20 protein-coding genes are annotated in these 18652 nt (G+C 60.9%); 13 read left to right on the top strand and 7 right to left on the bottom strand.

Annotated features, from left to right (window positions below):
• The first annotated feature begins 40 nt into the window (after window positions 1–40).
• The gene (gene emhR / locus ACI77H_RS12095) at window positions 41–673 is read left to right on the top strand and encodes an efflux system transcriptional repressor EmhR (protein ID WP_407012116.1); all 633 of its coding nucleotides are present in this window, start codon (window positions 41–43) and stop codon (window positions 671–673) included.
• Between the two features lie 332 nt (window positions 674–1005).
• Here the strand turns inward: emhR and ACI77H_RS12090 are convergent, their stop codons facing one another.
• The 3 genes from ACI77H_RS12090 to ACI77H_RS12080 form a co-directional block, all read right to left on the bottom strand.
• Complete coding sequence (locus tag ACI77H_RS12090; protein WP_407012115.1) at window positions 1006–2055, bottom strand: alkene reductase; 1050 nt, start codon at window positions 2053–2055, stop codon at window positions 1006–1008.
• A 29-nt stretch (window positions 2056–2084) separates the two neighbouring features.
• Entirely contained in the window at window positions 2085–3251 is a 1167-nt protein-coding gene (locus tag ACI77H_RS12085) for an MFS transporter (protein ID WP_407012114.1), read from the bottom strand.
• Between the two features lie 93 nt (window positions 3252–3344).
• Complete coding sequence (locus tag ACI77H_RS12080) at window positions 3345–3647, bottom strand: helix-turn-helix transcriptional regulator (protein ID WP_150630958.1); 303 nt, start codon at window positions 3645–3647, stop codon at window positions 3345–3347.
• 156 nt (window positions 3648–3803) lie between these two features.
• On the opposite strand from ACI77H_RS12080, the gene ACI77H_RS12075 reads away from it, so the two are divergent.
• Window positions 3804–4382 (top strand): ACP phosphodiesterase, encoded by a 579-nt coding sequence (locus ACI77H_RS12075; protein ID WP_407012113.1) that lies wholly within the window; start codon window positions 3804–3806, stop codon window positions 4380–4382.
• A gap of 121 nt (window positions 4383–4503) precedes the next feature.
• Here ACI77H_RS12075 and ACI77H_RS12070 read toward each other — a convergent pair whose 3' ends face one another.
• Together ACI77H_RS12070 and olsB are read right to left on the bottom strand one after the other, a co-directional pair.
• Window positions 4504–5295, bottom strand: a complete 792-nt coding sequence (locus ACI77H_RS12070; RefSeq protein ID WP_407012112.1) for a lysophospholipid acyltransferase family protein — start codon at window positions 5293–5295, stop codon at window positions 4504–4506.
• Complete coding sequence (gene olsB, locus ACI77H_RS12065; protein WP_407012111.1) at window positions 5295–6050, bottom strand: L-ornithine N(alpha)-acyltransferase; 756 nt, start codon at window positions 6048–6050, stop codon at window positions 5295–5297. The genes ACI77H_RS12070 and olsB overlap by 1 nt, the downstream gene beginning before the upstream one ends.
• 154 nt (window positions 6051–6204) lie before the next feature.
• Here olsB and ACI77H_RS12060 point away from each other — a divergent pair, with 154 nt between their 5' ends.
• The 5 genes from ACI77H_RS12060 (at window position 6205) to ACI77H_RS12040 (ending at window position 10554) form a co-directional block, all read left to right on the top strand.
• Window positions 6205–7092 (top strand): acyl-CoA dehydrogenase, encoded by an 888-nt coding sequence (locus tag ACI77H_RS12060; RefSeq protein ID WP_407012110.1) that lies wholly within the window; start codon window positions 6205–6207, stop codon window positions 7090–7092.
• A gap of 179 nt (window positions 7093–7271) precedes the next feature.
• Window positions 7272–8366, top strand: coding sequence for a serine hydrolase domain-containing protein (locus tag ACI77H_RS12055; RefSeq protein WP_407012109.1), 1095 nt, complete (start codon window positions 7272–7274; stop codon window positions 8364–8366).
• Window positions 8363–8674, top strand: coding sequence for an amidase (locus ACI77H_RS12050; protein WP_407012108.1), 312 nt, complete (start codon window positions 8363–8365; stop codon window positions 8672–8674). Before ACI77H_RS12055 ends, ACI77H_RS12050 begins: the two co-directional genes overlap by 4 nt.
• Window positions 8675–8804: 130 nt before the next feature.
• Window positions 8805–9395 carry a YceI family protein gene (locus tag ACI77H_RS12045; RefSeq protein WP_407012107.1) on the top strand — a complete coding sequence of 197 codons (591 nt, stop codon included), beginning with the start codon at window positions 8805–8807 and terminating at the stop codon, window positions 9393–9395.
• A gap of 1 nt (window position 9396) precedes the next feature.
• Window positions 9397–10554: a phospholipase D-like domain-containing protein gene (locus ACI77H_RS12040; RefSeq protein ID WP_407012106.1), complete on the top strand. Its 1158-nt coding sequence runs from the start codon at window positions 9397–9399 to the stop codon at window positions 10552–10554.
• 133 nt (window positions 10555–10687) lie between these two features.
• Here the strand turns inward: ACI77H_RS12040 and bglX are convergent, their stop codons facing one another.
• Window positions 10688–12979 carry a beta-glucosidase BglX gene (bglX, locus tag ACI77H_RS12035; protein ID WP_407012105.1) on the bottom strand — a complete coding sequence of 764 codons (2292 nt, stop codon included), beginning with the start codon at window positions 12977–12979 and terminating at the stop codon, window positions 10688–10690.
• Window positions 12980–13217: 238 nt separating this feature from the next.
• On the opposite strand from bglX, the gene ACI77H_RS12030 reads away from it, so the two are divergent.
• The 4 genes from ACI77H_RS12030 to ACI77H_RS12015 all read left to right on the top strand — a co-directional run bounded on the left by ACI77H_RS12030 (window position 13218) and on the right by ACI77H_RS12015 (window position 16590).
• Window positions 13218–13826 carry a LemA family protein gene (locus tag ACI77H_RS12030; protein ID WP_407012104.1) on the top strand — a complete coding sequence of 203 codons (609 nt, stop codon included), beginning with the start codon at window positions 13218–13220 and terminating at the stop codon, window positions 13824–13826.
• Between the two features lie 34 nt (window positions 13827–13860).
• Complete coding sequence (locus ACI77H_RS12025; RefSeq protein ID WP_407012103.1) at window positions 13861–14616, top strand: TPM domain-containing protein; 756 nt, start codon at window positions 13861–13863, stop codon at window positions 14614–14616.
• Window positions 14617–14644: 28 nt separating this feature from the next.
• A complete protein-coding gene (locus ACI77H_RS12020; RefSeq protein WP_407012102.1) occupies window positions 14645–15262 on the top strand; it encodes a TPM domain-containing protein in 618 nt (205 codons plus the stop codon).
• A gap of 113 nt (window positions 15263–15375) precedes the next feature.
• Window positions 15376–16590, top strand: coding sequence for a class I SAM-dependent methyltransferase (locus ACI77H_RS12015; protein WP_407012101.1), 1215 nt, complete (start codon window positions 15376–15378; stop codon window positions 16588–16590).
• 26 nt (window positions 16591–16616) lie between these two features.
• Here the strand turns inward: ACI77H_RS12015 and ACI77H_RS12010 are convergent, their stop codons facing one another.
• Window positions 16617–17516 carry a DMT family transporter gene (locus tag ACI77H_RS12010; protein WP_407012100.1) on the bottom strand — a complete coding sequence of 300 codons (900 nt, stop codon included), beginning with the start codon at window positions 17514–17516 and terminating at the stop codon, window positions 16617–16619.
• Window positions 17517–17729: 213 nt separating this feature from the next.
• Here ACI77H_RS12010 and ACI77H_RS12005 point away from each other — a divergent pair, with 213 nt between their 5' ends.
• Both ACI77H_RS12005 and ACI77H_RS12000 read left to right on the top strand, forming a co-directional pair.
• Window positions 17730–18311 (top strand): DJ-1/PfpI family protein, encoded by a 582-nt coding sequence (locus ACI77H_RS12005; protein WP_407012099.1) that lies wholly within the window; start codon window positions 17730–17732, stop codon window positions 18309–18311.
• A 14-nt stretch (window positions 18312–18325) separates the two neighbouring features.
• Entirely contained in the window at window positions 18326–18631 is a 306-nt protein-coding gene (locus ACI77H_RS12000; RefSeq protein WP_407012098.1) for a ribbon-helix-helix domain-containing protein, read from the top strand.
• Window positions 18632–18652 lie beyond the last annotated feature (21 nt).

Raw genomic sequence — 18652 nt, 5'->3', positions numbered from 1 at the left:
TCAGGCATCGCTGAAGCATCCTGATTGAGGTTGTACTGCCATGGTCCGTCGTACCAAAGAGGAAGCTCAAGAAACCCGCAGCCAGATACTTGAAGCGGCAGAGAAAGCCTTTTATGAAAGGGGCGTGGCGCGCACGACGCTGGCGGACATCGCTACCCTGGCCGGCGTGACTCGCGGGGCCATCTATTGGCATTTCAGTAACAAGGCGGATCTGGTGCAGGCCATGCTCGATACCTTGCATGAGCCGCTGGATGAAATGGCCAAGGCCAGTGAAAGCGAAGATGAACTCGATCCGCTGGGTTGCATGCGCAAGCTGCTGATTCATTTGTTTCATCAAGTTGCACTGGACCCGAAAACCCGACGCATTAATGAGATTTTGTTTCATAAGTGCGAATTCACCGATGAAATGTGCGACCTGCGCCAGCAGCGCCGGGAGGTCAGCCTCGATTGCAATGTGCGTATCGGCCTGGCCCTTACTAATGCAGTGAATCGGGGGCAGCTGCCGGAAAACCTCGACACGGCCCGCGCAGCTATCAGCCTGCATGCCTACATCGACGGCATCCTGTATCAATGGCTATTGGCCCCCGACAGTTTTCAACTGCACACCGACGCCGAGCGGTGGGTCGATACAGGGTTGGAGATGCTGCGTTTTAGTCCCAGCCTGCGCAAATGAAGCAAGATGCGTAATCGGCTTCGCGTGTGTCAACCGTTGAAGCTTAGATGAACGGTTCTTCACGCGTTCTACAACAGAGGGGTGCTTTTATATACGCCCGTTCGCTTGGTTGACAGGTTGCATGCTCAGTATTTTGTAGGAATTTTGTGTCGAATCTGTGAGAAAGGGTAAGCACCAGACGTTGAATAGAACCTGAAATGCTCCCTGTCGGTGCGAGGCTTGCCCGCAAAGGCGGTCTGACAGCCAATCAATTAGAAGCTGCGTCAGACTCACAGCAAATAAAAAGCCCCGGCTCTTTCGAGTCGGGGCTTTTGCGTTTCAACGGGTCGCGATTACAGCGTCGGGTAGTCGATGTAACCCACTGGCCCCTTGGCATAGAACAATTCCGGGCGTGCCTCGTTCAATGGCGCATCGGCTTTCAAGCGTGCCGGCAGGTCCGGGTTGGCAATGAACGGCACGCCGAAGGCGACCGCGTCAGCCTTGCCGCTGGCCAGCCAGGCGTTGGCGCTGTCTTTGGTGAAGCGTTCGTTGGCGATGTACGGGCCGCCGAAGGCTTCTTTCAGTTGTGGACCAAGGCTGTCGCCGGCTTCTTTCTCGCGGGAGCAAATGAACGCGATACCACGCTTGCCCAGTTCGCGAGCGACGTAGGTGAACGTCTCTGACAGGTTGTCGTCGCCCATGTCATGGGAGTCGGCGCGCGGTGCCAAATGCACACCGACGCGGCCGGCGCCCCAGACTTCGATCGCCGCGTCGGTCACTTCCAGCAACAGGCGTGCACGGTTTTCCAGAGAGCCGCCGTAGTTGTCGGTGCGCTGGTTGGTGCTGCTTTGCAGGAACTGGTCGAGCAGGTAACCGTTGGCGCCGTGGATTTCCACGCCGTCGAAACCGGCGGCCTTGGCGTTTTCGGCACCTACGCGGTAAGCGTCGACGATGTCGGCGATTTCAGCGCTTTCCAGTGCCCGCGGCATTGGGTAATCGGCCAGTGGGCGAACCAGGCTGACGTGACCTTTAGGCTGGATGGCGCTCGGTGCTACCGGCGCTTCGCCGTTCAGGTACGACGGGTGGGATACCCGGCCGACGTGCCACAGTTGCAGGACAATCTTGCCGCCCGCGCCGTGGACCGCTTTGGTCACGTTGGTCCAGCCGCGCACCTGGTCGTTGGACCAGATGCCCGGGGTGTCCGGGTAGCCGACGCCCATCGGCGTGACCGAGGTGGCTTCGCTGAGGATCAGGCCGGCCGAGGCGCGTTGAACGTAGTACTCGGCCATCAGCGCGTTCGGCACACGGCCTTCGTCGGCGCGGCAGCGGGTCAGCGGTGCCATGATGATGCGGTTGGCCAACTCGAGGTCGCCCAGTTTGATCGGATCGAAAATAGTCGTCATGAAATGCACCCTCGTGAGGTATCAGTGAGTCAGTTGGTAGCAGGAGCCAGTTCGGGATTACCGCTCTGACGGAAAGTAATCAGGGTCACCAGCAGGGCGAGTACCGCCAGTGCGGCGGCCGCGAGTGGCACGCTGGTCAGGCCGAAGCCGTGGGCGATGACGCTGCCGCCGACCCAGGCACCCAGTGCGTTGCCGACGTTGAACGCGCCGATGTTCAGGGTCGAGACCAGGTTCGGTGCAGCCTTGCCGTAGGTCACCACGTTCACTTGCAGGGCAGGGACGGCGGCAAAGCACGCGGTCGCCCAGAGGAACAGGGTGATTTCGGTCGGGATCAGTGCAACGCTGGTCCAGGTCAGCACGGTGGAGACCACGGCCATGCTGATGAACACGCCGATCAGCGTCGCCGCCAGGCCTTTGTCCGCCAGTTTGCCGCCGATGATGTTGCCGACCGTCAGGCCCAGGCCGATGAGCATCAGCGTCCAGGTCACGCCGCGTGGCGAGACGCCGGTCACCTCGCCCAGCAGCGGGGCGACGTAGGTGAACAGGGTGAACACCGAGGCGGCGAACAGCGCGGTCATGCTCAACGAGAGCCAGATGCCGGCGCCTTTGAGAGCACGCAGTTCGGCGCGCATGTCGAGTTTCTCTTCATCGCGCTTGGCCGGCAGGAAGCGGATCAGGCCGATCAAGGCGATCACGCCGATGACGGTCACCGCCCAGAAAGTCGAGCGCCAGCCGGCTTGTTGACCGAGCGCGGTGCCCAGTGGCACGCCGAGGACGTTGGCCAGGGTCAGGCCGGTGAACATCAGGGCCACGGCCGAAGCGCGTTTGTTGGCCGGGACCAGGCCTGCCGCGACCACCGAACCGATACCGAAGAACGCTCCGTGGCACAGGGCAGTCACGACTCGGGCAAACATCAGCACGTTGTAGTCACTGGCGACTGCGCAGAGCAGATTGCCGATGATGAAAATCCCCATCAACGCGACCAGTGCAGCCTTGCGCGGCAGTTTGGCGGTGGCCAGTGCCATGAATGGCGCGCCGATGGCCACGCCCAGGGCGTAACCGGTCACCAGCCAGCCGGCGCCGGGGATCGACACACCGAGGTCGGCCGCCACATCGGGCAGCAGGCCCATGATGACGAACTCGGTGGTGCCGATGGCGAAAGCGCTCAAGGCCAGAATGAGGAGCGAGAGGGGCATTGTTGATTCCTTGTCGGCTGACTGACGTGGGGGGCGTTCTCAATTGGTTTTCCCGGCGCTGCGTGCAAACCAATTGAGAACGCCCCCACAGGGTCAGAGCTCTTTGCTGAAGGTGCTGAGGAAGGCCTGGATGGTTTCCTCATTGCGTTTGAAAAAGTGCCACTGGCCGACTTTGCGGCTGCTGATCAGGCCGGCGCGTTGCAGGGTCGCCAGGTGAGCGGACACCGTGGACTGCGACAAGCCGCAGCGTTGATCAATCTGACCGGCGCAGACGCCGTGCTCGTTGCTGTGGGTCTGGTCGGGAAATTCGACGTCCGGGTTTTTGAGCCAGTGCAGGATTTCTCGGCGTACCGGGTGTGCCAGGGCTTTTATTATTTCGTCGAGGTCGAGGTTCATGGCTTGGGGCTCGTGATGAGTAAAACGCTATATCGCGATGGGGCGAACTTTAAATCGGTATTTCGCGATATACCAATATGTTTTTGGTCTTATGACCGCATAAATCGGTATATCGGGTTATAACGATATTTAGGCTGCAGTGCTAAGCTGCGCGGCATGAACTATCTCGCGCATCTTCATCTCGGTGGCCAGCGTCCCGGTCAATTGCTCGGCAGTCTGTATGGCGATTTCGTCAAAGGACGGCTGCAAGGGCAGTTCGACCCGGAGATCGAGGCGGCTATCCAGTTGCATCGCAGCATCGACGTGTTCACCGACCGCCATCCGTTAGTGGACGTGGCATTGTCGCGGTTTTCCCTGACCCGCCGGCGTTACGCCGGGATCGTGCTCGATGTGTTTTTTGACCATTGCCTGGCGCGGGACTGGACGCTGTATGCCGACCGGTCGCTGGAGTTGTTCACCTCGGATGTGTATCGGGCGCTGTCCAACGAGCCGCAACTGCCGGAACGCCTGGCGAGGATTGCGCCGCACATGATGGCGAATGACTGGTTGGGTTCTTACCGGGAGTTCGACGTGCTGGAGCAAGTGCTGCGGGGGATTTCGCGGCGGCTGACCAAACCTGAGGAATTGGCGGCGGCGATGCAGGAGTTGCGGGTGTTGTATGAACCGTTGAGCGAGGATTTCAGATTGTTCTATCCGCTGTTGCAGAATTTTTCGCAGAACCATCAAACGGCGTAAATTCCTGTGGGAGCGGGCTTGCCCGCGATGAGGCCGGATCACCCAACATCCATGTTGACTGACCCACCGCCATCGCGGGCAAGCCCGCTCCCACAGGGTTCTCTGTGAATCAAAGAGTGCGTCAGGCCGCGATGGCAGGCCGCATCGGAACCTGCTGTTTCTCCGGAATCGCCCCAAACAACGCCTTCTGCACCGCCTGCTGCGCTTCAAACGCCAGCGCCGCGCGCTCACGACCTTCACAGGCAATCGGCTTGAGCAGATGAATCTCCACATCGCCCCGGTCATTGGCAAACAAGCGCATCAGGTGCGAGAGCAAGTCATCATCGCCAATGAACGGCGCCAGCGAATCGACCTCACCCTCGCGCAGATAACGAATCGCCAACGGTTGCAGCTTCGCTTGCGAATCAATCGCCGCCGACAGCAAGCGACCATGAAAGGTGCGCAACGAACGGCCATCGGTGGTGGTGCCTTCCGGGAACATCAGCAGCGGATGCGCTTGCTCCAGGTGGCGCGTCATCTGTTTGCGGATCAACTGACTGTCACCCGAACCACGGCGGATAAACAGGCTGCCGGCCTTGGCCGCCAACCAGCCCGCCACCGGCCAGGTGCGCACTTCGGCCTTGGACAGGAACGACATCGGCGCGAGCATGCCCAGCAGCGGAATATCCGTCCACGACACGTGATTGCTGACCCAGAGCATCGGCTCTTTCGGCAATTCACCGTGCACGGTCACGCGAAAGGGCAGGGCATTCGCCAGGCGCGCCATGAAAAATCGCGACCAGCGTTGACGGCGGACCATCGAATGGGCGATGCCCAGGCGCTCGAATAAGCCGAAGACACTGGCCATGCTCAGTCCCAGTGCGACCACCACCAACACTCGCGCAATTCGCGCGTACACCCGCAGGCGGCTCATTACACGGCCGCCTTGAAGTGTTTGGCGTAGCGCGGGCAGAGTTCGTCGCGCTTGAGCAGGATGAACACGTCGGCGACCTGGAAGTCTTCGTCCCAGCACGGCTCGCCGCAGATCTTCGCCCCCAGACGCATGTAGGCCTTGAGCAGCGGCGGCATTTCGGCGATGACGTTGGAGGGCAGGTCCAACACCGGCAACGGTTTTTTCGGTTCGGCGCGCAGGTGTTCGGTGCACAGGTAACGTTCGCGCAGACGTTGCATGATCGCGTGGGCCTGAATGCCGCCGTCCTGCATCGGGATGCTCGCGCAACCCATCAGATAACTGTAGCCGCCCTGATTCAGCACTTCGGCCAGTTCACCCCAGAGTACGGCGATGGTGCCGCCGTTGCGGTAGGCCGGGTCGACACAGGTGCGGCCGATTTCGAGGATCGGGCCTTTGAGGTGGACCAGGCCGTGCAGGCTGAATTCTTCTTCGCTGTAAAACCGGCCCAGGCTGCTGGCGGCAGTATGGTCGAGCAAGCGGGTGGTTGCCACCAGGCGTCCGGTGTTCAGGTCACGCACGCCGATATGGGCGCAGTGAACATCATAGTCATCCATGTCCAGACCCAGTTCCGCACCTTTCAGCTTGGCGTTGAACTCGCCGCTGAATACGTTGAAACGCAAAGCCTGGGCTTCCTGCAAGGCCTCGGCGCCCACCAGGCGTTCGGCTTGCAGGCGGCGTTCATTGCCGGTGTCGCTGATGCGGGCGATCTGAGTCATTGCGAATCTCCGTGCGGGCTGGTCACCCGTCTTGGGTTAGAGCCGATCGACTTTCTTTATGCGGCCGTGTTGTGCAAAGTCAGGCTATGTAGCCCCGGTGTCATCGCCATGAAGCTTTGGTGATGCTTATATGACAGCCCACAAGGAGCCTCTTATGCCCTGGCAAACCCTGTTGAAACGTCACGATCGCTTGCCTGCCAATCCGGACCTCGGTGAAGGCTTCGCGACCTTGCTGCAGCAGTTGGGCGCGGTCACGCCGTTCGAGTTGGCGGTGCTCGGTGGACGCCTGATGACGACACCGGGGCTGGCGTTTCTGGTGGGCTATCAGGCGGCGTTGCGCATGCTCTGGCCGAGCGCGCCGCCGAGTCTCGGCGCGTTGTGCGCGACCGAACAGCGCAGCCTGCGGGTGGCAGACATGCAGACGCGCCTGACCGACCTGCGCCTGAGCGGTCGAAAGGATTTCGTCACCGCCGGCGATGCGGCTGACTGGCTGCTGATCGCCGTTCGCAGTGAAGCGCCTGGCGAGTCGCCGCGCCTGAGCCTGGCGGTGGTTTATCCCGGTGAGCCGGGCGTGCGCGTGGAAAAACTCCCGGCAATTCCGCTGATGCCGGACATCAGTCATGGCCGGCTGTTTCTCGACAATGCCTTGTGTGAATTGCTGGCGGGGGATGGCTGGGATGCGTACGTCAAACCGTTCCGAACCCTGGAGGACGTTTATGTGCTGAGCGCGATGACGGCGTGGTTGTATGGCGTCGGCCAGGACAGTGACTGGCCGCAGGCCTTGCAGTTGCGTTTGCTGGCGCTGTTGGCCGGGTGTGCGGAAGTCAGTCGGCAGGCGCCGAACAATCCCGCGGGGCATGTGTTGCTGGGCGGCTTGTTTGCGCAGTTTGACGGGTTGAAGGTTGAGGTGAATCAGGCATTGGCCGATGGCCTACCGCAGTGGGCGGCGATGTGGCAGCGGGATCAGGCGGTGATGGATCTGGCGGCGGGCGCGCGGGGCAAGCGATTGGTCAAGGCATTGGCTGGATCTTCAGTGAATTGACTGGCCCCATCGCTGGCAAGCCAGCTCCCACATGATCTGCGTCGTACACAAATTTGCGCACGCCAGAGATCCCTGTGGGAGCTGGCTTGCCAGCGATGGCCGCCTCCTTGACGATACAAACTCCAAAACTGTCATCAACCTCGACTAGGCTCATCAATCAAATCCGCCGAGCCCCCGCCATGTTCAAAGGCTTGTCCCTGTTTTTCATGCTGCTGCTCAGCCTCTCGACCCACGCCGAAACCTGGCCCGCCGAGCAATGGTCGACTGGCCCGACCCAGGGCGGCCCGGCGCTGCAAGCCCTGGAAACCTACGCCTTCCCAGCCCGCGATGACACTCGCCGCAAAGGCATCCGCACCGACGCCTTGCTGGTGATCCGCGACGGTCAGTTGGTCTACGAACGTTACGCCGGCCCGACCACTGCCGATACGCCGCACCTGACCTGGTCGATCAGCAAAAGCCTCATGGCCACGGTGCTCGGCGTCGCCCATGGCGAGGGCCTGTTCAAACTGCAGGACCCGGCGCTGAAGTTCTATCCACCGCTGGAAAAACACCCGGCGATCACCATGGCCGATCTGCTGCACTGGGCCTCGGGTCTGGACTGGCAGGAAGATTACGAATACGCCCCGTTGAAGTCCTCGGTTGTGGCGATGTTGTACACCCGCGGCCATCACGACATGGCCGCCTTCACCACCGATCACGCCGAGTATGCCCAGCCTGGTCAGGCGTTTCGCTACTCCAGCGGCGACAGCAATCTGCTGTCGGCGGCGCTGAAAAACATCGTCGGCCCGACGCGTTATCCCGACTATCCATGGACCGCGCTGTTCGCGCCGCTGGGGATTCGCCACGCGGTGTGGGAAACCGACGGCACGGGCACTTTCGTCGCCTCGTCCTATGCCTACCTCACCGCCCGCGACCTGGCGCGAGTCGGTCTGTTGATGGCGCGCGACGGCCGCTGGGGCGACCGGCAATTGCTGCCCAAAGACTGGGTCGCCTTCAATCGCGAGCCCTTTGCCCACTATCAGGCGAATCAGGACGACGCGGTCCCGGGTGGCCAGTGGTGGCTCAATCGCGCGGTGGAGGGCGCCGCACAACCCTGGCCCGATGCCCCCTCCGACACCTTCGCCGCACTCGGCCATTGGGGGCAGGCGATGTACGTGATTCCCAGCGAAAACCTGGTGATCGTGCGCTACGGCGACGACCGTGACGGTAGCTACAGCCACAACGCATTGCTCAACCTCGCGCGCAAGGCATTCGCCGGGAAGGTGCAGCCATGAGCCGCCGCCCGTTCAGCTCACTGTTGTTGATCCTGTTGATCGCCTTGCTCGGCTGGGTATGGCATGAGCGGGTGGCGTTGTGGGCGTTCCCGGACATCATCAGCGCCTACACCGCCAAGGAATATTGTTCGTGCCGATATGTGATGAATAACGAAGTTGAGTATTGCCGTGGCTATGTGAAGCAATGGCTGCCCTTCAGCGGATTTACCGATGACGCCGCCGGCAAACGCGTGACGGTCAGCGGCATGGGCCGCAGCAACAGCGCGCAATGGGTCGGCGAACACCAGGGCTGCCGCCTGCAACCCTGACAGATTGCTGCTGGCTGGCAATATCGCCAGCAAGCCGGGCTCCTACGGACACGGTGTTTAGTCATCGCGGTTTGCAATGCGCTCATGGACGGTTAAGGTTCGCTCAGGTTTCTCTGCCCCACGAGTCTTTATGTTCAAGCGGTCCCTCACCAAAACCCTCGCCTTTGTGCTGCTGGCCGGCGCCACCTTGTCGGCTCAGGCCAACTGGTACCTGGACGGCGAATCCTCGCGGCTGTCGTTCGTCAGCACCAAAAACGCCAATGTTTCCGAAGTGCAGCGCTTCCTCGTGCTGCATGGCAAGGTCAGCCCAGAAGGCCAGGCCGAGGTGGAAGTCGAACTGGATTCGGTGAACAGCGGCATCCCCCTGCGCGACGAACGCATGCGCAAGGAGCTGTTCGAGATCCAGACCTTTCCCGAAGCCTTGATCACTGCGCAAATCGATCTGCGTCCAATCAACGACCTCGCCCCCGGCGCGCAACTGGAATTGCGCTTGCCGGTGACCGTTAACCTCCACGGCAAAGCCCGTGAATACAACGCCGAACTGCTGGCGACTCGTCTTGATGACCGGCGCTTTCAGGTGGTGACGCTCGAACCGCTGGTGATCAACGCCGCGGATTTCGATCTGGCGCCGGGGCTGGACAGTTTGCGCAAAGTCGCCGGGTTGTCGGCGATCAGTTTGTCGGTGCCGGTGGGTGCGGTACTGATTTTCACGGCACGCTGACATGGCCGGCGCGATTTTTCCCTGGCGTGAAGGCAACAGTTTCGAATTGCTGATCGACGGTCCGCAGTTCTTTCCACGGATGCTGGTCGCGATTGCGCGCGCCGAGGAACAAGTCGAACTGGAGCTGTACCTGGTGGAGGCGGGCGCCTGTGCCGAGGCCATGGTTCAGGCGTTGGTCCAGGCCGCCGAACGCGGTGTGCGGGTGCGCTGCCTGTTCGATGATTACGGCAGCCTCGCGTTTACCCTGACCTTGCGTCAGCGACTGATGGCGGCCGGCGTGGAGCTGCGTTTCTACAATCGGCTGAGCTGGCGACGCTGGGTCGGCAATTTCTACCGCGATCATCGCAAGCTGTTGCTGGTCGATCAAAGCATGGCCGTGGTCGGCGGCACCGGTGTCACCGATGAGTTCTGGACGCCGGGCGAATACACCAGCGAATGGCACGAAGTGATGGTGGAAATCACCGGTCCGCTGGTCATCGACTGGCAGTTGCTGTTCGACCGCCAATGGATCGCCAACCGCCACCGCCGCGCGTGGAAACCTGCTGCGCATTTCGGCCTGCCGCGATTGCCGCGTGTGCCGCCGATGGGCGAGGGCATGGGCCGGGTGGCGTATGCCGACGCCCGTCAGCACCGCGACATTCTCCAATCGCTGGTTCGTGCGCTGAACAGCGGACAAAAGCGAGTCTGGCTGGCCACGCCGTACTTTCTGCCGACCTGGAAAGTCCGCCGCTCATTGCGTCGGGCGGCTGGTCGAGGCGTCGATGTGCGGTTGTTGTTGACCGGGCCGCGCACCGATCACCCGTCGGTGCGTTACGCCGGGCATCGCTACTACCCGCGATTGCTCAAGGCGGGGGTGAAGATCTTCGAGTACCAGCCGTGTTTCCTGCACCTGAAAATGGTGCTGGTCGATGATTGGGTGAGCATTGGTTCGTGCAATTTCGATCACTGGAATTTGCGCTTCAATCTGGAGGCCAACCTTGAAGCACTGGACCCAGGGCTGACGCGGGCAGTGGTGGCGAGTTTCGAGCGGGACTTTGCGTTGAGCCAGGAAGTCAGCCTGGAGGCATGGCAACGCCGACCGTTATGGCGGCGGGTGAAGCAGAGGGTTTGGGGATGGGTGGATCGGCTGGTGGTGAATCTGCTGGATCGACGGGGATAGTAGTCACCCCAAAAACCACTGTGGGAGCGGGCTTGCCCGCGATGGCGGCCTGACAGTCAACAATGATGTTGAATGTGATGGCCTCATCGCGGGCAAGCCCGCTCCCACAGGTTTTTACAGCGTGTTGGAAGCGTTACAGCAATTCAAAGCTCTGCTGCGTCACGTCCTGGGAATCCAGGCCGATCTGCACGTTGAACTTGCCTGGCTCCGCCGCGTATTTCAGCTGGGCGTTGAAGAACTTCAGGTCATCCTCGGTGATGGTGAAGTGCACGACTTTCTGTTCGCCGGCCTTGAGCGTGATTTTCTGGAAGTTCTTCAGTTCCTTCAGCGGCCGGATCATCGAACCGGTCACGTCCTGGATGTACAACTGCACCACGGTTTCGCCGTCACGCTTGCCGGTGTTTTTCACCATGACGCTGGCGTCGAGCTTGCCGGTCTTGTTCAGCGTGGTCGATGACAGGGCCATGTCGGTCAGGCTGAAATCGGTGTAGCTCAGACCGAAGCCGAACGGAAACAGCGGACCTGTGGTGTCATCGAAATACTGCGAAGTGTAGTTGCCTGGTTTGCCCGGCGTGAACGGCCGGCCAATGCTCAGGTGGTTGTAGTAGGTCGGAATCTGGCCCACCGAACGCGGGACGGTGATCGGCAGTTTGCCCGACGGGTTGTAGTCGCCGAACAGCACGTCGGCGATGGCGTTGCCGCCCTCGGTGCCGCTGAACCAGGTTTCCAGAATCGCGTCGGCCTGTTCTTTCTCCTGGAGAATCGACAGCGGACGGCCGTTCATCAACACCAGCACCAGCGGTTTGCCGGTGGCCTTCAAGGCGCGAATCAGCTCACGCTGGTTTTCCGGAATATTCAGATCGGTGCGGCTCGACGATTCGTGGGACATGCCACGGGACTCGCCCACTGCTGCGACGACCACATCGGCATCCTTGGCGGCTTTCACCGCTTCGTCGATCAGCACTTGCGCCGAGCGCGGGTCATCGACCACTTCCGGTGCATCGAAGTTAAGGAAGTTCAGGTAATCCAGCGCCTTCTTGTCGCTGGTGATGTTGGCGCCACGGGCGTAGATCAGCGTCGATTGCGCACCGAGTGCGTTGGTCATACCGTCGAACAGCGTCACCGATTGCGCGGGGCGACCGTTGGCGGCCCAACTGCCCATCATGTCGATCGGTGCCTTGGCCAACGGACCGACCAGGGCGATTTTCGCGGTTTTCTTCAGCGGCAGGGTTTCGCCCTGATTCTTCAGCAACACCAGGCTGCGGCGCGCAACGTCGCGCGCCTCGGCGCGGTGCAGGCGGCTGTCGGCGTTTGTGTCGACCGGATCATCTTCAGCCTTGCCGATGCGCAGGTACGGGTCCTTGAACAGGCCCATGTCGTACTTGGCGTCGAGCACCGCTCGCACGGCATTATCGATGTCGCTCTGCTGGATCTCGCCGGCCTTGAGCAGCCCTGGTAGCTCCTTGCCGTAGAGCGTGTCGTTCATGCTCATGTGGATGCCGGCCTTGATCGCCAGCTTCGCGGCTTCGCGACCGTCAGCGGCAACGCCATGCTTGATCAGCTCGAAAATCGCCCCATGGTCGCTGACCGCCAGGCCTTTGAAGCCCCAGTCCTTGCGCAACAGGTCGTTCATCAGCCAGGTGTTGGCGGTGGCCGGGATGCCGTTGATCGAGTTCAACGCGACCATGACGCCACCCGCACCGGCGTCAATCGCCGCGCGGTACGGTGGCAGGTAGTCCTGGTACATCTTGACCGGGCTCATGTCGACGACGTTGTAGTCGCGACCGCCCTCGACCGCGCCGTACAAGGCAAAGTGCTTGACGCTGGCCATGATGCTGTCGGCTGCGTTCGCGCCGCTGCCCTGGAAAGCTTTGACCATCACGCCAGCGATACGCGACACCAGATAGGTATCTTCGCCGAAGCCTTCGGAAGTACGGCCCCAGCGCGGGTCGCGGGAAATGTCGACCATCGGCGCGAAGGTGAGGTCGACGCTGTCCGATGCAGCTTCCTTGGCAGCAATGCGCCCGGACAGGCCGATGGCATCCATGTCCCAGCTCGAGGCCAGGGCCAGCGGGATCGGGAAAATGGTGCGATGGCCGTGGATCACGTCATAGGCGAAGAACATCGGGATCTTCAACCGGCTGCGCATGGCCGCGTCCTGCATCGGACGGTTTTCCGGGCGGGTGATCGAGTTGAACGTACCGCCTATGTTGCCGGCGGCGATTTCCTTGCGGATCAGCTCCCGCGGCATTTCCGGGCCGATGCTGATCAGGCGCAACTGGCCGATTTTTTCATCGAGGGTCATCTGCTTCATCAGGTTGCTGATGAAAGCGTCCTTGTTCTCCAGAGGTGCGGGCGTCGTGGCGGCCAATACGGTATGACTGGCCAGACTGACGAACAGGCCCAGCAAACACAGCTTCTTCATGAATGGTTTTCTCTAAAGCCTAAACGGCAGTGAATACGCGCCGGTCAGCCAAAATTTAGGGAGCGACTATTGTTGTTCAGGTAAATGCAGCACACTTCTGCAGTGTTTTTGCGCTGGGGCATCTTTTAGCCCATTGGCTCGATGCAATCCAGTGGCGGCGGCAGATTATGCCCCAAGAGTCCGGTCAGGAGTTCGCTGGATGTTTTTTCAACGGAATGTGCACGGGAGCGTCAACCAGATGAATGTACGACACCACACTCGGTCGAGCCTGCAGATCGCAGCCTTGATGTTGCTGACCACCTTGCTGGCCGGTTGCGGCATCAACACCATTCCGACCCTCGACGAACAGGCCAAGGCCGCCTGGGGCCAGGTGCAGAACCAGTATCAACGCCGTGCCGACCTGATCCCCAACCTCGTGGAAACGGTCAAGGGCTACGCCAAGCATGAAGAAGAAACCCTGACCGCGGTGATCGAAGCCCGGGCCAAGGCCACTTCGATCCAGGTGGATGCCAGCACCCTCGACAATCCCGAGAAACTCAAACAGTTCCAGCAAGCCCAGGATCAGTTGACCGGTGCCTTGAGCCGTTTGATGGTGGTGTCCGAGCGTTACCCGGACCTCAAGGCCAACCAGAACTTCCTCGCGTTGCAATCGCAACTGGAAGGCACCGAGAATCGCATCGCCGTGGCGCGTCGCGACTTCATTCTTGCGGTGCAGAAATACAACACCGAAATCCGTACCTTCCCGGGGCGCCTGTGGCACACCGTGATGTACAGCGATCTACCGATTCGTGAAACCTTCGAAGCCACCAGCCCCGGTGCCGAAAAAGCGCCTGAAGTGAAGTTCTGACCGGCCGAAAGCATTACCACGGATGAGGTTGCCAATGCGTGTGTTGAAAGTGGGCCTGGCGCTGTTGCTTTGGGTGTTTGTCGCCACGGCGCAAGCCGAACTGAAGTTTCCGCAGCTGACCGGGCGGGTGGTGGACAACGCCCAATTGATCGAGCCGTCGGTGCGCGAGCAGTTGACGCAACAGCTCAACGCCCATGAAAAGGCCACCGGTGAGCAGTTGGTGGTGGTGACGTTACCGGACTTGCAGGGGGCCGAGATTGCCGACTTCGGTTATCAGCTCGGGCGTTACTGGGGCATCGGGCAGAAGGACAAGAACAACGGCGCCTTGTTGATCGTCGCCCGCGATGAGCGCAAGTTGCGGATCGAAGTCGGTTATGGTCTGGAAGATCGGCTGACCGACGCGCAGAGTTCGGTGATCATCACTCAGGTGATCACCCCGGCGTTCAAGGCCGGCAACTTCAGCAAGGGCATCAGCGACGGGGTTGCGGCAATGCTGGTGGTGCTGGGCGGCAGCCCGCTGGATGAACCGTCGACGGTGTACGACTCCGGCGGCAATCAGGAGAGCGACTTCGTGTCGCGGCATCCCGGGGTGTTTGTGTTCCTGGTGCTGCTGTTCATCCTGACGATATTCGTCTTGCAGATGTTCGGGATTCTGCCGGCCGGCCGAGGCGGCTCGGGCGGTTCCGGTGGTGGTTTCGGCGGCGGTGGTTTTGGTGGCGGCGGTGGAGGCGGGGGCTTCAGCGGCGGCGGGGGCAGTTTCGGGGGCGGCGGTTCGTCGGGCGGCTGGTGATGACAACAATGAACGGGCATTCGTAAACATGGCATTACTGACTGAACACGAACAACGCAAAGTCGCCGAGGCGATTGCCCGGGTCGAGCGCGACACCGACGCCGAACTGGTGACCGTGCTCGCGGCCCGCGCCGACGACTATGCGTACATCCCGCTGCTATGGGCCAGCCTGCTGGCGCTGGTGGTGCCGGGTGTCGTGCATTATCTGACCGGCTGGCTGACCATGCACAGCCTGCTGCTGGTGCAATGGCTCACCTTCATCGTGTTGTGCCTGGTGTTCCGTATTCCGAAAATCACCACGCACCTGATCCCGCGCTCGGTGCGGCACTGGCGCGCCTCGAACCTGGCGCGCCGGCAGTTCCTCGAGCAGAACCTGCACCACACCGTGGGCAGCACCGGGATGCTGATTTTCGTCTGCGAGGCCGAGCGTTACGTGGAAATTCTGGTGGATGAAGGGATTTCCAAGCGGCTGGATAACAAAAACTGGGACGCCATTGTGGCGGCGTTCACCCAGCAGGTGAAACAGGGGCAGACGTTGCAGGGCTTTGTGACGTGCGTGGAAGCGTGTGGCGAGCTGCTCAAGGTGCATGTGCCGGTGACGCATGTGCGCAATGAGTTGCCGAATCGGTTGGTGGTGTTGGGCTGACGCCGCTCCCACAGGGGATGTGCGCCGTTCGTAAATAACTGCGTGTCCTGAACGGCCATCCCCCCTAAAATACCCGCCATTCCCGATTCGCTCCGCCCGAGGCCGTTTTGTCCATGTCTGTCACCGCCACCCCCGCCAGCCTCGCGCCGGATCACCACGTCCAGTTCATCGACCTGCTGCAAACCAGCCTCGACGCCAACGCCTTCATCAAACTGGTGCTGGCCAAGTACGTCGGCACCGAAGCGGATCTGCAGCGGCTGATCATCAAGCAACTGACGGTCAAGGATCAGCCTTGCCTGTCCTTCGTCTACCGCTACAAAACCCGCGACATCACCAAGAACCTACCATTGGCCGAGGGCGTGGCGACCATCGCCGCGTTGTTGCCGGCGTCGTTCAAAAATGCGCATTTGTTGTCGCTGACCGACGAAGCCCAGCTCGAATACAGCAAAAAGGGCAAGTCTTCGCTGTTCAAGAGCAAACCTCAGCAATTGCGCGAGGTGCCGTCCGCCGAGCACAACCGCGAGAAAAACCGTTTCCTCGACCTGAGCCGGCCGTTCCTCGCCGACCTCGGTGTGACCAACAGCAAGCACGAGCTGATCCCGGCGATGTCGCGCAAATGGAAGCAGATCAACAAGTTCATCGAAGTCTTCAGCCATGCGCTGACCACCTCACCGCTGGCGCTGGACAAACCGGTGCGGGTCGCCGATTTCGGTTCGGGCAAGGGCTACCTGACGTTCGCGATCCACGACTACCTGCGCAACACCTTGAACGCCGAAGGCGAGGTGACGGGGGTCGAGCTGCGTGAAGAAATGGTCAACTTGTGCAACGCCGCCGTCGCGAAGCTAGAGCATCCGGGGCTGGTGTTTAAATGCGGTGACGTGCGCAGCGTGGCGCCGAGCGAGCTGGACGTGATGATCGCGCTGCACGCCTGCGATATCGCCACTGATTATGCGATCCACACCGGTATTCGTTCCGGCGCCTCGATCATCATGTGCTCGCCGTGCTGCCACAAGCAGATCCGCCTGCAAATCCAGAGTCCGGCGCTGCTCAAGCCGATGCTGCAATACGGTTTGCACCTGGGGCAGCAAGCGGAAATGGTCACCGACAGTCTGCGTGCGTTGTTCCTCGAAGCCTGTGGTTACGAGACCAAGGTTTTCGAGTTCATCTCACTGGACCACACCAACAAGAACAAGATGATCCTGGCGGTCAAGCGCGCCGAGCCGGTGGACCCGGCCCAGTTGTTGGTGAAGATTCAGGAGTTGAAGGATTTCTATCAGATTACCGAGCATTGCCTGGAAACCCTGTTGCGCGCCGACAATTACCTGTAGGAGCCAGCAAGCTGGCTCCTATCGGGTCATGCGTTGGCAATGCGCTCTGGTTGCGCCGGTTTGACCGCGGTCTTGCGTCCCAACATCACCGTCACAATCACCCCGGCCGCAAACAGCCAGGTGATCGGCTCGACGTGTTCACCAAAGAACAACGCTGAAAACGCGATGGTGAAGAAAATCTGCAACAGCTGGATCTGGCTGACCCGGGCAATGCCGCCCATCGCCAAACCGGCGTACCAGGCAAAGAAGCCGATGAACTGCGAGAACAGTGAAACATAACCAAACGCCCACCAGGTCTTGGCCGAAATTTCTCCCTGGTGTTGCAGCGCCAGGTACACCACCGGCCCGATCAACAGCGGCGTCGACAACACCAGTGCCCAGCAGATCACTTGCCAGCCGCCCATCTCCTTGGCCAGGCGGCCGCCCTCGGCGTAGCCCAAACCGCCCACGGCAATCGCGCCGAGCATCAGCAAATCCCCGGCCTGAATGCTGCCGGCGCCGCTGATCAGTGCGTAACCCAGCACCAACGCACTGCCCAGCGCGGCGCAGGCCCAGAAGGCTTTCGACGGCCGTTCGTGGGACAACCACGCGGCGTATAGCGCCACGCACAGCGGTTGCAGGCCGTTGACCAATGCGCCGTGGGACGCGGGCAAGGTTTGCATCGCCCAAGCGGATAAAACCGGGAAGCCAAGGATCACGCCGGCGATCACCAGCGTCAGGCCTTTGACCTGTTTCCAGGTCGGCCATTTTTCCCGACGCCACAGTAACAACAGCGCTGCTGGTATCGCCGCGAACAACGCACGGCCCAAGCCGTTGAGCAGCGGATGGAGTTCCTGCACGACGATCCGTGTGAAGGGCAGGGTGAGGCTGAAAATCACAACGCCGAGCAGGCCGAGAGCCATGCCGGTGTTTTCGCGCGAGGACATGAGGGCAACCAGAATCGAGGGTAGTGGGAAGTGTCTTCATCTAGCCATAAACCGCGCAGGCTGCGGTGTTACAGCTGGGCGCAGAGTTATCCGTACAGTTTGAAACCGTCATCGCGGTCTATCAGGTAGTAGCTGGTTATTACCCGACCCCGCAGATAAGGACTACCTTGAATACTCCTGCAGGCCCACGTATTTCCCAGAGGAGTCCTCCCCATGGCTGCCAAGAAAATTCTGATGCTGGTCGGCGATTACGTCGAAGACTACGAAGTGATGGTGCCGTTCCAGGCATTGCTGATGGTCGGTCACACGGTGCACGCCGTCTGCCCGGACAAAACGGCAGGCCAGACCGTGCGCACGGCGATCCATGACTTCGAAGGCGACCAGACCTACAGCGAAAAACCCGGCCACCTGTTTGCCTTGAACTTCGATTTTGCCAAGGTCGCTGAAGCCGACTACGACGCGCTGCTGATCCCCGGTGGTCGTGCCCCGGAATACCTGCGCCTGAACGAAAAAGTCCTGGAGCTGGTGCGCGCCTTCGACAAGGCCGGCAAACCGATCGCCGCCGTATGTCATGGTGCGCAATTGCTGGCAGCGGCAGGCGTTCTTGAAGGTCGCGAGTGCAGCGCCTACCCGGCCTGCGCCCCGGAAGTACGCTTGGCCGGTGGTACGTTCATCGATATCCCGGTGACGCAAGGTCACGTTCAAGGCAATCTGGCCACTGCTCCGGCGTGGCCGGCCCACCCGAGCTGGCTTGCCGGTTTCCTCGGGTTGCTGGGCACCAAAATCACGCTGTAACGAGGGACTTTTCCATGTGCGAGCTTTACGTCAAGGCCGATCCGATCCTCTACGAATCGCGCTCCCGCTCGCTGCGCATCTGCGGGGTGGTCACCACCCTGCGGCTGGAGAATCAGTTCTGGGACATCCTCAGCGAAATCGCCGAGGTCGACGGCATGACCACCAACCAGTTGATCGCCAAACTGTATGAAGAGGTGATGGATTACCGTGGGGAAGTGGTGAATTTTGCTTCGTTTTTGCGGGTGAGCTGTACGCGGTATTTGTCGCAACGGCGGGTCGCTGCTCCGGAATTGTCGGTGGTTCGGACGGTGGTGAAGTAGCACAAACCAAGGCGACCGTTT

The sequence above is a fragment of the Pseudomonas sp. O230 genome (assembly GCF_045447035.1).
Classification (GTDB): Bacteria; Pseudomonadota; Gammaproteobacteria; order Pseudomonadales; family Pseudomonadaceae; genus Aquipseudomonas.
The sequence above is the reverse complement of the archived record's forward strand: the minus strand, read 5'-3'. Positions and strand labels throughout refer to the sequence as shown.

Coding starts and splice junctions, on each gene's coding strand:
- bglX (WP_407012105.1), bottom strand. CDS start 12,979: ATGAAGAAGCTGTGTTTGCTGGGCCTGTTCGTCAGTCTGGCCAGTCAT.
- ACI77H_RS12075 (WP_407012113.1), top strand. CDS start 3,804: ATGAACTATCTCGCGCATCTTCATCTCGGTGGCCAGCGTCCCGGTCAA.
- ACI77H_RS12050 (WP_407012108.1), top strand. CDS start 8,363: ATGAGCCGCCGCCCGTTCAGCTCACTGTTGTTGATCCTGTTGATCGCC.
- ACI77H_RS12070 (WP_407012112.1), bottom strand. CDS start 5,295: ATGAGCCGCCTGCGGGTGTACGCGCGAATTGCGCGAGTGTTGGTGGTG.
- ACI77H_RS12000 (WP_407012098.1), top strand. CDS start 18,326: ATGTGCGAGCTTTACGTCAAGGCCGATCCGATCCTCTACGAATCGCGC.
- ACI77H_RS12085 (WP_407012114.1), bottom strand. CDS start 3,251: ATGCCCCTCTCGCTCCTCATTCTGGCCTTGAGCGCTTTCGCCATCGGC.
- ACI77H_RS12060 (WP_407012110.1), top strand. CDS start 6,205: ATGCCCTGGCAAACCCTGTTGAAACGTCACGATCGCTTGCCTGCCAAT.
- ACI77H_RS12005 (WP_407012099.1), top strand. CDS start 17,730: ATGGCTGCCAAGAAAATTCTGATGCTGGTCGGCGATTACGTCGAAGAC.
- olsB (WP_407012111.1), bottom strand. CDS start 6,050: ATGACTCAGATCGCCCGCATCAGCGACACCGGCAATGAACGCCGCCTG.
- ACI77H_RS12055 (WP_407012109.1), top strand. CDS start 7,272: ATGTTCAAAGGCTTGTCCCTGTTTTTCATGCTGCTGCTCAGCCTCTCG.
- ACI77H_RS12045 (WP_407012107.1), top strand. CDS start 8,805: ATGTTCAAGCGGTCCCTCACCAAAACCCTCGCCTTTGTGCTGCTGGCC.
- ACI77H_RS12025 (WP_407012103.1), top strand. CDS start 13,861: ATGCGTGTGTTGAAAGTGGGCCTGGCGCTGTTGCTTTGGGTGTTTGTC.
- ACI77H_RS12010 (WP_407012100.1), bottom strand. CDS start 17,516: ATGTCCTCGCGCGAAAACACCGGCATGGCTCTCGGCCTGCTCGGCGTT.
- emhR (WP_407012116.1), top strand. CDS start 41: ATGGTCCGTCGTACCAAAGAGGAAGCTCAAGAAACCCGCAGCCAGATA.
- ACI77H_RS12020 (WP_407012102.1), top strand. CDS start 14,645: ATGGCATTACTGACTGAACACGAACAACGCAAAGTCGCCGAGGCGATT.
- ACI77H_RS12015 (WP_407012101.1), top strand. CDS start 15,376: ATGTCTGTCACCGCCACCCCCGCCAGCCTCGCGCCGGATCACCACGTC.
- ACI77H_RS12090 (WP_407012115.1), bottom strand. CDS start 2,055: ATGACGACTATTTTCGATCCGATCAAACTGGGCGACCTCGAGTTGGCC.
- ACI77H_RS12080 (WP_150630958.1), bottom strand. CDS start 3,647: ATGAACCTCGACCTCGACGAAATAATAAAAGCCCTGGCACACCCGGTA.
- ACI77H_RS12040 (WP_407012106.1), top strand. CDS start 9,397: ATGGCCGGCGCGATTTTTCCCTGGCGTGAAGGCAACAGTTTCGAATTG.
- ACI77H_RS12030 (WP_407012104.1), top strand. CDS start 13,218: ATGAATGTACGACACCACACTCGGTCGAGCCTGCAGATCGCAGCCTTG.